Origin of the sequence: Pseudomonas sp. 9AZ, from assembly GCF_902506525.1 — a bacterium.
Lineage (GTDB): Bacteria > Pseudomonadota > Gammaproteobacteria > Pseudomonadales > Pseudomonadaceae > Aquipseudomonas > Aquipseudomonas peli.
Map to the genome: position 1 here is coordinate 3394541 of NZ_LR733840.1, position 13521 is coordinate 3408061.

12 protein-coding genes are annotated in these 13521 nt (G+C 58.2%); 4 read left to right on the top strand and 8 right to left on the bottom strand.

What is annotated here, in order from left to right; translation table 11 throughout:
* Positions 1-138 precede the first annotated feature (138 nt).
* From ALTER154_RS15940 to cobA, 3 genes are all read left to right on the top strand, one after another.
* Positions 139-1350 (top strand): NarK/NasA family nitrate transporter, encoded by a 1212-nt coding sequence (locus ALTER154_RS15940; RefSeq protein ID WP_160088476.1) that lies wholly within the window; start codon positions 139-141, stop codon positions 1348-1350.
* A 97-nt stretch (positions 1351-1447) separates the two neighbouring features.
* Complete coding sequence (locus ALTER154_RS15945) at positions 1448-3115, top strand: bifunctional protein-serine/threonine kinase/phosphatase (RefSeq protein ID WP_160088478.1); 1668 nt, start codon at positions 1448-1450, stop codon at positions 3113-3115.
* A 434-nt stretch (positions 3116-3549) separates the two neighbouring features.
* Positions 3550-4287, top strand: coding sequence for a uroporphyrinogen-III C-methyltransferase (gene cobA, locus ALTER154_RS15950; protein WP_160088480.1), 738 nt, complete (start codon positions 3550-3552; stop codon positions 4285-4287).
* Positions 4288-4419: 132 nt separating this feature from the next.
* Here the strand turns inward: cobA and ALTER154_RS15955 are convergent, their stop codons facing one another.
* The 8 genes from ALTER154_RS15955 to ppsA form a co-directional block, all read right to left on the bottom strand.
* The gene (locus ALTER154_RS15955; protein WP_090255896.1) at positions 4420-5385 is read right to left on the bottom strand and encodes an OmpA family protein; all 966 of its coding nucleotides are present in this window, start codon (positions 5383-5385) and stop codon (positions 4420-4422) included.
* Positions 5386-5484: 99 nt separating this feature from the next.
* Complete coding sequence (gene sigX, locus ALTER154_RS15960; protein ID WP_090255897.1) at positions 5485-6084, bottom strand: RNA polymerase sigma factor SigX; 600 nt, start codon at positions 6082-6084, stop codon at positions 5485-5487.
* Between the two features lie 88 nt (positions 6085-6172).
* Positions 6173-6988 (bottom strand): mechanosensitive ion channel domain-containing protein, encoded by an 816-nt coding sequence (locus ALTER154_RS15965; protein ID WP_090255898.1) that lies wholly within the window; start codon positions 6986-6988, stop codon positions 6173-6175.
* 2 nt (positions 6989-6990) lie between these two features.
* Positions 6991-7236: a CrfX protein gene (locus tag ALTER154_RS15970; RefSeq protein WP_090255899.1), complete on the bottom strand. Its 246-nt coding sequence runs from the start codon at positions 7234-7236 to the stop codon at positions 6991-6993.
* A 54-nt stretch (positions 7237-7290) separates the two neighbouring features.
* On the bottom strand, positions 7291-8286 hold the full coding sequence (locus ALTER154_RS15975) for a zinc transporter ZntB (RefSeq protein WP_160088482.1): 996 nt from the start codon (positions 8284-8286) through the stop codon (positions 7291-7293).
* Between the two features lie 20 nt (positions 8287-8306).
* Entirely contained in the window at positions 8307-8795 is a 489-nt protein-coding gene (gene rraA / locus ALTER154_RS15980; RefSeq protein ID WP_090255901.1) for a ribonuclease E activity regulator RraA, read from the bottom strand.
* 158 nt (positions 8796-8953) lie between these two features.
* Positions 8954-9961, bottom strand: coding sequence for an alpha/beta fold hydrolase (locus tag ALTER154_RS15985; RefSeq protein ID WP_160088484.1), 1008 nt, complete (start codon positions 9959-9961; stop codon positions 8954-8956).
* A gap of 142 nt (positions 9962-10103) precedes the next feature.
* On the bottom strand, positions 10104-12479 hold the full coding sequence (gene ppsA / locus ALTER154_RS15990) for a phosphoenolpyruvate synthase (RefSeq protein ID WP_160088486.1): 2376 nt from the start codon (positions 12477-12479) through the stop codon (positions 10104-10106).
* 180 nt (positions 12480-12659) lie between these two features.
* Here ppsA and ALTER154_RS15995 point away from each other — a divergent pair, with 180 nt between their 5' ends.
* Positions 12660-13478, top strand: coding sequence for a pyruvate, water dikinase regulatory protein (locus ALTER154_RS15995; protein ID WP_090255935.1), 819 nt, complete (start codon positions 12660-12662; stop codon positions 13476-13478).
* The last annotated feature ends 43 nt before the right edge of the window (positions 13479-13521 follow it).

Genomic DNA, 13521 nt, shown 5'->3' on the forward strand with positions numbered 1-13521 from the left:
TCGAAACGTCAACAGACCCTGTTCCTCAGGGTGGCGTACCACAAGTACACCACCTCCCCGATGGGGTGCGGCCGCCATGTCCACGACCATGGTCTACCGCACCCCACCGGGACCCTTTTTTGCTGAATGAGGTTTTCGATGAATACAAGTTTCTGGAAATCCGGCCACACCCCAACCTTGTTCGCCGCGTTTCTGTATTTCGACCTGAGCTTTATGGTCTGGTACGTGCTCGGCCCACTGGCTGTGCAGATCGCCACCGCTCTCGACCTGACCGCGCAACAGCGCGGTCTGATGGTCGCCACGCCGATTCTCGCCGGCGCCATATTGCGCTTGCTGATGGGTTTTCTGGCCGACCGCCTATCACCCAAAACCGCCGGTCTGGTTGGTCAGATGATCGTAATCGTGGCGTTGTTCTGCGCCTGGCAGATCGGCATCAGCAGCTATGAACATGCCTTGTTATTAGGTCTGTTCCTCGGTTTTGCCGGCGCGGCTTTTGCCGTAGCCCTGCCGCTGGCCTCGCAATGGTATCCGCCGCAGCACCAGGGCAAGGCCATGGGCATTGCCGGTGCAGGCAATTCCGGCACCGTGCTGGCTGCGCTGTTTGCCCCAGGTTTGGCCGCGCTATTCGGTTGGCAGAACGTCTTCGGCTGGGCGCTGATTCCGCTGCTGGCAACCCTGCTGATCTTTGCTCTGGTTGCCAAGAATGCCCCCGAGCGGCCCAAGCCAAAAGCCCTGGCCGATTACCTGAAAGCCCTGGGTGACCGCGACAGCTGGTGGTTTATGTTTTTCTACAGCGTGACCTTCGGCGGCTTTATTGGCCTGGCCAGCGCCCTGCCCGGTTATTTCAACGACCAGTACGGCCTGAACCCGGTGACCGCCGGCTACTACACCGCCGCCTGCGTCTGTGCCGGCAGCCTGTTGCGTCCCCTCGGCGGCGCACTGGCCGACCGTATTGGTGGCATCCGCACATTGCTGATGATGTACACCCTGGCGTCCTTGAGCATTGTCGCTGTGGGTTTCAATCTGCAAAGTTCGACCGCCGCGCTGGCCCTATTCGTCACTGCCATGCTCGGCCTTGGCGCAGGTAACGGCGCAGTGTTCCAACTCGTACCGCAGCGCTTTCGCAAGGAAATCGGCGTAATGACTGGGTTGATCGGAATGGCTGGCGGTATAGGCGGCTTCCTCCTAGCCGCAGGCCTGGGCACCATCAAGCAGCAGACCGGTGATTACCAGCTCGGCTTATGGCTGTTCGCCAGCCTAGGCGTGCTCGCCTGGTTCGGCCTCTATGGAGTCAAGCTGCGCTGGCGCACCACCTGGGGCAGCGCCGCAGTGACCGCCGCTCGGGTGTAATAACAAAATGCAGGGTGGATGACGCTCGGTTCATCCACCCTGTAGCCATTCATTATTACCTCAGCGCTTCTTCAGTCGCCTCTCCAGGAACCTCTGCATGGCCTTGCAACTGACCTTCGGTGAAGCCAGCGCCACCGGCCCGCGTAGCGAAAATCAGGACGCCATTCGCGTGGTCACCCCGGCTCCGGCACTGGCGGCCAGCAAGGGCTACCTGTTTGCTCTCGCCGATGGCGTCAGCCAATGCGCCGACGGCGGCCTCGCGGCGCGCGCCACTCTGCAGGCCCTGGCCCTGGATTACTACTCCACCCCAGAAACCTGGGCGGTAACCCAATCGCTGGACCGTGTGCTGGTCGCGCACAACCGCTGGCTGCAAGCCAATGGCGGCGGTCAGCCGCTGCTGACCACCCTGAGCGCACTGATCCTGCGCGGCCGGCGTTTTACCCTGGCGCACGTCGGCGATTGCCGTGCCTACCGCTGGCTGAACGGCACGCTTGAGCGCCTCAGCGAAGACCATGTGTGGGAACAACCCGGCATGCAGCATGTACTCAAGCGCGCTATGGGCCTGGATCAGCACCTGGTGATGGATTACCTGGATGGCGAGCTGCGCGAAGGCGAATGTTTCGTACTGGTCAGCGACGGTATCTGGGCGACCCTGGGCGACGCTGGCATTCAGCGCATCCTCCATGATGAACAGGATCTGCCCGCCGCCAGCCGTGCGTTGGTCAATGCCGCGCACCTGGCCGGCAGCCAGGACAACGCGAGCGCCCTGCTGCTGCGCGTTGAGGCATTACCGCAAAGCGATCTGGCCGACACCCTGGCGCAACTTCAGCACTGGCCACTACCGACCAAACTGCGTGAAGGGCAAAATTTCGAAGGCTGGCAGATTGAGCGAGTGCTGGCCGAATCGCGCCAATCGATGGTGTATCGAGTGCGTGATGCTCAGGCGCGGCGCTGGCTGCTGAAAACCCTGCCGCCCAACCGCAGCGATGAGCCGCAAGCCGGTCATGCACTACTGCTTGAAGAATGGTTTGTGCGCCGCGTGGCCGGGCGCTTCTTCGCGGAAGTGCACCCGCTGCCGCAGCGTCAGCATCTGTATTACGTGCAGCGCGAATACGCCGGGCAAACCCTGGCCGAACACGTACGATTGAGTGGCCCGCTGGGGCTGCCAGAATGGCTGGACATTGCCCCCCGACTAATCAAAGCATTGGGCATGCTGCACCGGCGCAATATCCTGCACCGCGATATCAAGCCGGAAAACCTGCTGTGGGGCGATGACGGCGAGCTGCGCGTGCTGGATTTCGGCCTGGCCTACTGCCCCGGCCTGACCCGCGATGAGGCCTGCGAGCTGCCCGGCACGCCCAGTTATATAGCTCCGGAAGCCTTTGCCGGCGTCGCCCCCAGCCCGCAGCAGGATCTCTACAGCGCAGGCGTGGCGCTGTATTTTCTGCTTACCGGGCATTACCCCTATGGTGAAATTGAAGCCTTCCAGCATCCACGCTTCGGCCAGCCGACTCCAGCCAGTCTCTATCGTCCGGATATACCCAGCTGGGTCGATGACAGCCTCAACCGAGCCCTTAGTGCCGAACCGAAAAAGCGCTATGAAACCGCCGAAGAATGGCTGCTCAACCTGGAGCAGGCGGAACGTAAATCCCTTAGCAGCCGGCCACGGCCACTGCTGGAACACGAACCGCTGCTGGTCTGGCGAGGCGTGGCCTTGTTTTCCCTGCTGCTGAATCTGCTCCTGCTGATCGGGCTACTGCATTAAAGCCGCCACTTGCGCACCAATACTGCGCAAAGCGCCTTTAAATGGTGCGTAAAACCCTCAAAAAACAGCTGTAACTTGCTGATAAGCCTTGAAAATACGCACCATACAAGTTGGCACAGGGTCTGCATTGGTAATTGCACAATTTAATAAAGCGCGGCCTCAACGAAGAAGGTTGCACTTCCCGATAGAACGGGACTTGGACAAAGGCGTCCTCGCTAGGTGACTAGCGGGACGCCTTTTTTGTGGCCAGCGATCCATGGCAGCCACCCTACGGGCCGTCGCGGGGCGACGTCCAAAATTGCTCCCGGCAATTTTTTGTTTTGCGTAAGTTTTATTAAGCAGATTGATGGCCACCTAAATGACTGTTGCTACACGGCTGCTGAGTAGCCAAATCAAACCATTGCTGGTGATGCACACGGGCTGAGGAGATCAAAATGAGCGCAAAAGTCTGGCTGGTAGGCGCAGGCCCCGGTGACCCGGAGCTGCTGACCCTAAAGGCGGTTAAAGCCCTGAACCAGGCCGAGATCGTGATGATTGATGACCTGGTCAATCCCGCCGTACTGGAGCACTGCATCAACGCGCGGATCGTGCCGGTAGGCAAGCGCGGCGGTTGCTGCTCCACGCCACAGGCGTTTATCCATCGCCTGATGCTGCGTTATGCCCGCCAGGGTAAATGCGTCGTGCGCCTGAAAGGCGGCGACCCCTGCATCTTCGGCCGTGGCAGCGAAGAAGCCGACTGGCTGAGCGAGCACGGCATCGAGGTGGAAATGGTCAATGGCATCACTGCAGGCCTGGCCGGAGCGACCAACTGCGGCATCCCTCTGACACTGCGCGGCGTAGCACGCGGGGTCACCTTGGTTACCGCGCACACCCAGGATGACAACAGTCTCAACTGGCCTGCTCTGGCTCAGAGCGGCACAACGCTGGTGGTGTATATGGGCGTGGCCAAACTGGCAGAAATCCGCGAGAGCCTGCTGGCAGGCGGCATGCGCGCCGACATGCCAGTGGCCTTGATCGAGAACGCCTCGCTGCCACATCAGCGCGAGTGCCGCAGCAACCTCGCGGCCATGCAACAAGCCGCCCACGACTTCAAATTGAAAAGCCCGGCCATTCTGGTGATTGGCGAGGTGGTCGCTCAACCGAACATACAGCTCACAGCTATCAGCGCCTAACCGCTTGGCGAAGTTCCCCTTGCCTGCCACCAGCGAGCTTTTTTACATGGGTTTTTCTTTATGGGCCGCCATGGATTGCGGGCCATAAAGAAAAACCCGGCCGAAGCCGGGTTTTCTATACAGCCAGATCGATTACTGCTTGATCTGAGCTTCTACTTCAGCTTCTACGCGGCGGTTAACAGCGCGGCCAGCGTCGGTAGCGTTGTCAGCAACCGGACGAGCTTCACCGTAGCCAGCAGCGTTAACGCGAGCAGCGTCTACACCGTACTGGTTAACCAGCACGTCACGAACAGCGCTTGCACGACGCTCGGACAGGTTCTGGTTGTAGGCATCGCTGCCTTTGGAGTCAGTGTGACCTTCAACCACGGTGGTGGTCTGTGGGTACTGCTTCATGAAGTCAGCCAGGTTCTTGATGTCGCCGTAGCTTTCTTCTTTAACGCTGGCTTTGTCGAAGTCGAACTTAACGTCCAGCTCAACGCGAACCAGTTCCATCGGCTCTTCAACAGCAACCGGCTCTGGAGTCGGCTCAACAGCAGCAACAGCAACTGGAGCTGGCTTGCTGCCACCACCGAAGTTCATGCCGATACCGACGCTTGGTGCCCACTCGGTGTCGCCTTGGTCGATGTTGTACTGAGCTTCAACGCCAGCACGGGCGTAGAAGTTGTCAGTGAAGTAGTACTTGGCGCCGCCGCCGATGTTGGCGAAGGTGGAACCGTTACGACCATTGCGACCGGACTGACCGATGCTCTGATCCGAGAAACCTGCAGAAACGTATGGACGCAGTGCGTCGCCAGCGTTGTTGAAGTGGTACAGAGCATCCAGAGCGGTGTTCGAGCCCTTGATGTTGCGGCCATCTTCGCCACGTGCGTTGTGCACTTCGTCATAGGCCAGACGCAGTTCAACGTCGTCAGTCAGGTAGTAGCCGATGCTGCCGCCGAACAGGTTGCCGTTGTTTTTGAAGTCACGGGCGCTGTCGAAGATTTCCTTCTTGGCAAAACCCTCCACTTCGACAGCGCCTTGACCCTGAGCCAGAACGCTGAGGGAGGAAGTGGCCAACAACGAGCCAATGACAACGCCTAAAGTGTTTTTCAATTTCATTACTAATGTTCCCTATCTTGGTGGTCAGTAAGTTGTCTGACGAACACAAGACAACTCAGCCGGCAATTCTACCAGAATTAACCGTTAGCTATGACGGCTTTATTCAAGATAAGTTTCAGCGCTGTCCGAAAATTTATCGCGCAGCCGGTCAAGTGCACGCTTATAACGCATTTTCGTGGCGCTTAGGCCCATGTGCATAATGTCGGCAATCTCTTGGAACTCAAGTTCTGCGACAAAACGTAGCACCAGGATTTCCCGATCAATGGGATTAACATGCACCAGCCAACGATCAAGACCGCCTTTATCCTCAGGCTTTGGCGCTTTTTCTTCGGATGCTTCTTCAAGCGGGTCCAAACTTAAGGCGTCAATAAGGCGACGTTTACGTCGCTCCTTGCGATATTGAGTAATACATTCGTTGTAAGTAATGCTGTACAACCAGGTTTTGAACTTCGATTTGCCCTCAAAGTTCTTCAGGCCATATAAGACCTTGAGCATGACCTCCTGACAAACATCGTCAGCATCACGGTCATTGCCTAAATAACGCGCGCAGACATTGAATAACGTGCGCTGGTAACGACGCATCAGTTCTTCGTATGCACGGGTTATGTGAAACAACTCGTCGTGGGCACGCGCCACCAACTCTTCGTCCGAGAGTTCGCGGGGGTCATAACGCAGAGACGCAGAGTGGGCTTTATTCAAAACGAGTCGGGCCGACAGTCAGGACAAAAGCCAGCGCAGCCTGTAAATCAGGCTGCGGGTTGGCCGCATACAATAACAGGGATTAGCCTTAGCGGCTGCTTACCTGCTGCTCGAGCAAGGTGCGGTTAGCCACAGAAACCAGTTCGCCGGCTTCCGTCAGCAACGTGGTTTTGACCGTACCGATTTCCTCGATCTGCCCTTCGACCTCACCTACCTGCACTTGTTGCCCAACCTCATACAACTCACGCACATAAATACCGGCCAGAATCTGGCTGGCAATGTCGCGACTGCCCAGGCCCAGCGCCAGCGCGACCGCTAGGCCGACCGAGATCAGCACGATGGCGATCACGTTGTTAAGCAGGTCGGTTTTCACTTCCAGCTGACCAATCGCCACCGAAATGCTGATGATGATCACCAGCCCCTGAGCCACGCGGCCCAGGCCACTTGCATAGTCCAACCCGACGCCTTCTGCGGCACCGCGCACCAGGCCGCTGACCAGCTGCGCCAGCAACACGCCCGCGAGCAGCACCAGAGCTGCACCGAAGACTTTTGGCAGGTACAAAGCCAGTACATCAAGGGTCGCAGAAACTCGCTCTAGGCCCAGCGACTCGGCGGCGGTCACGAGGAAGATCAACAACACGAACCAGTAGACGATCTTGCCGATCAGGGTCGACACCGGCACCTGAATGCCGGCACGGCTCAACAACTTGGTCAGGCCAGTGCCAGCCATCAGGCGATCCAGGCCGATCTTGCCGAGCAATTTCGACAGCAGCGTGTCGAGGAACTTGGCGACCACAAAACCCAGCAGTACCACCACCATGGCGCCAAATAGACGCGGGATAAAGGCGGCAATCGGGGACCAAACGCTGGCCATCGCATCAACCAGAACTTGAGTAAATTCCATGCTCAGTCAGCCTTATTAACAGTTGAATCGGTGGTTTTACGACGCGAGACCGGCGCCACATGCGCCGAGCCGTTGTTCAGGGCCAGCATCAATGCGCCGGCCCAGTGTCCCATCAGGGCAAACAGATCACCCGCACCGACTTGGCGGTTGGCGGTTTTCAGCACGCGATGTAGACAGGCGTCATCGTCGTGACTCGAGGTGGGCGACTTGAGCAAATCGCGCAGTGATTCTTCAAAGGGATCGTGCATGGCGCACCTCACAGGATGTGTCGGCTAGACGAGACGAGTACAGAGCAAGTCACATCAGATCCAACGCAGGCGACGAAAAAGCAGCCACTGCACCAGCGCCACGGCGGCCATCAGCGAACACGCCAGCAGAAAGCCATGGGGGCTTTCGGAACCCGGAATACCGCCGACATTGATACCGAGAAGGCCGGTAAGAAAACTCATTGGCAGGAAAATCCCGGTGATGATGCCGAAGCGGTACATGGTGTGGTTCATCCGCTCATCCATGCGCCGATTTTCCGCCTCAAGCAGCAGGTTGACCCGCTCACGGCTCAACTCCAGCTCTTCAAGGTAGCGCGTCAGGCGGTTATTCAGCTCGTTCCAGTAGCTGCTATCGGCACCGACCAGCCAGGCCTGAGCACTGGCCGTGAGCTGCCCGTAGATATCCCGCTGTGGCGACAGAAAACGTCGCAAGCTGGCGGCGCGCCGGCGGATTTGCAGCAGCGCGGCATGATCAGGGGCCTGACTCTCCAGCGCATCGGCGCGCTCTTCCTGATCATCGACCTGCTCGGACAACTCGCCGACCAGCAGCTCGATCTTGTCGGTCAGGTAATGCGCCAGGCGCAAAATCAGCTCCGCCGAGGTTTTTGGCCCCCTACCCGCCAGCAAATCCTCGATCAAGGCTTCGGTTGCGTGCAAAGGCCGCAAGCGCAGGGAGATCGCACGCTGCGCATCGGCAAAAATACGCACCGAGACCATGTCCTCAGGCTCAGCCCCTGGATTGAGGTTTAGGCCACGCAGGAACAGCAACAGTTGCTGCTCAGGCAGCGCCAGCAGACGCGGGCGAGTATTCTCTTCCAGCAGCAGGTCGCAGGCAAAAGCGCTCAGACCACTTTCTGCACGTAACCAAGTCTGCGTCTGCGGATGACTGCGATCCCAATGCAGCCAGAGGCTTTCCTGCTCGCTTAGGACCAGGCCATGCAGCTCCTGCCGGGCAATGCTGCGGGCACCGCCGTGACCATTAAGGACAAAGGCGTGAACCAGGCCCCATTGCGCGTTGTCACCTTCGTGCATGACGGTTTCCTGCAAGCGCCCTACTCCGGCATCTGCAGTGCAGAGGGCGAGATGATCACGCCATTATTGTCGGCGTAGATAAACTCACCCGGGCGGAAGGTCACGCCGCCAAAGGTCACTGCGACATTGAGGTCACCGATGCCACGCTTGTCGGTTTTCATCGGGTGACTGGCCAGGGCCTGAATGCCCAGATCGGTCTGCGCCAACACATCAACATCACGTACGCAGCCGTACACCACAATCCCTTCCCAACCATTCTTCGCGGCTTTTTCGGCGAGCATGTCGCCCAGCAGCGCGCGGCGCATGGAAGCACCACCGTCAACCACCAGCACCTTGCCTTTACCTGGCAGATCAACCTGCTCTTTGACCAGCGAGTTGTCCTCGAAGCACTTGACGGTGACGATCTCGCCACCGAAGGAATCACGGCCACCGAAGTTGCTGAACATCGGCTCAACCACCTGGACCAGCTCCGGGTAGGCGTCACAAAGATCGGGAGTGATGTAATGCATGGCAAAGCTCCTTGGATGTTGTAGGTCAGCTGACAGAGCAATCACGCCCTGCTGTGCAGCATTGAGCCACAGACGGGTGCAAAACGGACAAACGCCTCACGCCCCATCTGTATCGATTCACGCTTTCAGTAAAAGGCCGGACACCGGCCAGCGCCTGCCTATTCAGGCGAAACCTCGTTGTTACGCGCTAACTCGGCTTGCGCCAGCTCAGCAGCGACCTGTGGACTCTTGCGCAGCCACTGTTGGACCAACGGCCAGACCTCAAGTTGCGCTTCTTTACTAACCAGCATCTCAACATGGCCGAAATCACCGCTGAAACCATGCTTTTTACCTAGACAGAGAAACTCACTCAAGGGCGATCCAAATTGCTTGAGCAGTTTTTCACACGCCCAGACCGGGTCTTGATGGTCACCCAGCGCAGCCACGGCCATTACCGGAACACGCACCTCGGCCAGCCCCGCCCACCAATCGCGGTCAGCATCACCGAAGCGGCCGAACAGGCCGTGCCAGCGCAAACTTTCGACTGCAAGACCTATCGGCTCATCCTCCGGACCACGCTTGAGCCGCGACCCGGAAATCACCGAGAACCGTTTGAGTAGCAAGCGGCTACCCCACTCCAGCGGCGGCAGTTTCAACGGCCAGTAAACCCGGCTGATCTGGCTGCCAAACAGGACGCTGGAGGCGATTTTATCTTCACTCAGATACTGCCCACCGAGTGCGCCGGCCAGAATAATCCCACCGAGGGAATGGCCTAACCAGTGAGCCTTCTGCGGATTCTGCTCATGCACAAAATCAGCAATTGCCGGCAGATCGTAACGCACGTAGTCACTGACCGTGTTGCGCGAATAGTCACGATTGCGCGGCGACAGGCCATGACCACGCATTTCGGCAATCCATACATCAAAACCGGCGCGCGCCAAGTAAGGCCCCAAACCAATGCATTTGGGGGAATACCAGAAGCGCCGGTTGGAAAAACTGCCGGGAATCAGAATCACCGGCACGCCACGTACCTGTTCATGACCAGCACGACCAAGACGAGTCAGAGCCAGCTCGACACTGCTGTCCGGACTGTTACCGGGTTTGAGACGATAGACATCCTCGCTCAAATCGCCCCGAAACTCTGCACTGATCAAGGTGACGGGGAAAAGCTCACTGCTGCTTTGCATCTATCTTCGCTCTGGTACAACCAATTGCCGGGAGCAATTCTTTCACGTCGCAAGCGACGGCCCGGAGGGGGTAAGCACAGGATGTGCTGGCACAAAAAAGGGCAGGATCAACCCGCCCTTGAACAGAGATTTAAACGCGCTATCAGGCTGGCGCTTGACCTTCAGCCAGGAAGAACCAGGTATCAAGTACCGAATCCGGGTTCAGCGATACGCTTTCGATGCCCTGCTCCATCAGCCAGCGCGCCAGATCCGGGTGATCCGAAGGACCCTGACCGCAGATACCAATGTACTTGCCCACCTTGTTACAGGCCTGGATGGCATTGCTCAGCAGCTTCTTCACCGCCGGATTACGCTCATCGAACAGGTGCGCGACGATGCCCGAGTCACGGTCCAGACCTAGGGTCAGCTGGGTCAGGTCGTTAGAACCGATGGAGAAACCGTCGAAGAACTCGAGGAACTCTTCAGCCAGAATCGCATTGGACGGCAACTCGCACATCATGATGACCTTCAGGCCATCCTGACCACGGGCCAGACCGTTGGCGGCCAGCAGGTCGACCACCTGACTGGCTTCACCCAGGGTACGCACGAACGGCACCATGATCTCGACGTTGGTCAGCCCCATCTCGTTGCGCACTTTTTTCAGTGCACGGCACTCCAGCTCAAAGCAGTCACGGAACGATTCGCTGATATAACGCGAGGCGCCACGGAAACCGAGCATCGGGTTCTCTTCTTCCGGCTCGTAAAGTTTGCCGCCGATCAGGTTTGCGTATTCGTTGGACTTGAAGTCCGACAGACGCACGATGACCTTCTTCGGCCAGAACGCAGCAGCCAGGGTACTGATGCCCTCAACCAGCTTCTCAACGTAGAAATTGACCGGATCATCGTAACCGGCGATGCGTTTCTCGACGCTGTCTTTGATCTCCGGCGGCAAGCCAGCGAAGTTCAGCAGCGCTTTCGGGTGCACGCCAATCATGCGGTTAATGATGAATTCCAGACGCGCCAAGCCAACGCCTTCATTCGGCAGCTGGGCGAAGTCAAATGCGCGGTCGGGGTTACCGACGTTCATCATGATCTTGAATGGCAGCTCGGGCATGGCGTCGACCGAATTCTTGCGAATATCGAAGCCCAGCTCGCCTTCGAAGATAAAGCCGGTATCGCCTTCGGCGCAGGAAACCGTCACACCCATGCCATCTTTCAGCACCTGGGTGGCGTTGCCGCAACCGACCACGGCTGGAATACCCAGCTCACGGGCGATGATCGCGGCGTGGCAGGTACGGCCGCCACGGTTGGTGACGATAGCGCTAGCGCGCTTCATAACCGGTTCCCAATCCGGGTCGGTCATGTCGGAGACCAGCACGTCGCCGGGCTGGACCTTGTCCATTTCGGACACGTCATGAATAACCCGCACGCGGCCCGCACCGATCTTCTGACCGATAGCACGACCTTCCACCAGCACGGTGCCGGTTTCCTTGAGCAGGTAGCGCTCCATCACATTGACGTTGGTGCGGCTTTTCACCGTTTCAGGGCGTGCCTGGACGATGTACAGCTTGCCGTCATCACCGTCTTTGGCCCACTCGATGTCCATCGGACGACCGTAGTGCTTCTCGATGATCATCGCCTGCTTGGCCAGCTCGCTGACCTCAGCATCTGTCAGGCAGAAACGCGCACGTTCGGCACGGTCCACATCGACTACCTTAACCGATTTACCGGCCTTGGCTTCGTCGCCGTAGATCATCTTGATGGCTTTGCTGCCCAGGTTGCGGCGCAGGATCGCTGGGCGGCCAGCTTCCAGCGTTTGCTTGTGCACGTAGAACTCGTCAGGGTTGACCGCACCCTGCACAACAGTTTCGCCGAGGCCGTAGGCGCCGGTGATAAACACCACGTCGCGGAAACCGGATTCGGTATCGAGGGTGAACATCACGCCGGCGGTGCCGGTTTCCGAACGCACCATGCGCTGCACGCCAGCAGACAGCGCGACCAGTTTGTGGTCAAAGCCCTGGTGCACGCGGTAGGCAATAGCGCGGTCGTTGAACAGCGAGGCGAATACTTCTTTGGCTGCGCGGATCACGTTGTCCACACCGCGAATGTTCAGGAAGGTTTCCTGCTGACCAGCAAACGAGGCATCTGGCAGGTCTTCGGCGGTGGCCGAGGAGCGCACGGCAACGGCCATGTTGTCGTTACCACCAGCCATCTCGGCGAAGGCGGTACGAATCTGGGCGTTCAACTCTTCGGGGAAAGCAGCGTCCATCACCCACTGACGGATCTGCGCACCGGTTTTGGCCAGCGCGTTGACGTCATCAACATCAAGGGCGTCGAGCGCAGCATGAATCTGATCGTTCAGACCGCTCAGTTCAAGAAAGTCCCGGTAGGCCTGGGCTGTAGTGGCGAAACCACCAGGCACCGAAACTCCGGCACCGGCAAGGTTGCTGATCATCTCGCCCAGGGAGGCGTTCTTGCCCCCTACGTGCTCAACATCGTGATTGCCGAGCTTGTCGAGGGAAACTACGTACTCTACCAAGGTGATCTCTCCACTAAGGTGTTGGAAAAGCTCAAGGGGCTGGGGAAGCTCGGCGGCATACATGCCGGCACGATTGTGGCCTGGCCCTGGAAAATAAGTAACAATGCAGGCCGGATCGGCCCTGCAAAGGCGGGCCTATGATAGCCAAGATTCGTCCTCAGCTTAAGGCCCATGGTGCAAATGAAACGAACCGCTTTTTTCATCTCCGATGGCACCGGTATCACCGCCGAAACCCTGGGCCAAAGTCTGCTGGCACAGTTTGAAACCATCGACTTCACCAAGCTCACGCGCCCCTACATCGACAGCGTGGAAAAAGCGCGCGCAATGGTACAACAAATCAATAGCGCCGCCGAGAAAGACGGCTCTCGCCCGATCATCTTCGACACCATCGTCAACCAGGACATTCGCGACATCCTGGCAGAGTCCGAAGGGTTCATGATCGATATTTTCGCAAGCTTCCTTGCGCCGCTCGAACAAGAACTGACTTCTCACTCCTCGTATTCGGTCGGCAAATCGCACTCCATTGGCCATAACTCGAATTACATGGAACGCATTGAGGCAGTCAACTTCGCCCTCGACAACGACGACGGTGCGCGCACCCACTACTACGACAAGGCCGACCTGATCCTGGTCGGCGTTTCGCGCTGTGGTAAAACGCCTACCTGCCTGTATATGGCCATGCAATATGGCATTCGTGCCGCTAATTACCCGCTGACCGAAGACGATATGGAGAGCCTGCAGCTGCCAGCCGTGCTGAAAAAGCACAAGGACAAGCTGTTCGGCCTGACCATCGACCCGGACCGCCTCACCGCCATTCGCCACGAACGCAAACCCAACAGCCGCTACGCCAGTTTCGCCCAGTGCGAGTTTGAAGTGCGCGAAGTGGAAAACCTGTTCCGCCGCGAGAACATCAACTTTATCAACTCCACCTATTTCTCCGTGGAAGAGATATCCGCGAAGATCTTGGTGGAAAAAGGTGTTGAGCGCCGCCTCAAGTAACTCGTACAACTCATTGAAGCTAATAGAAAAAGCTCGAACTCTT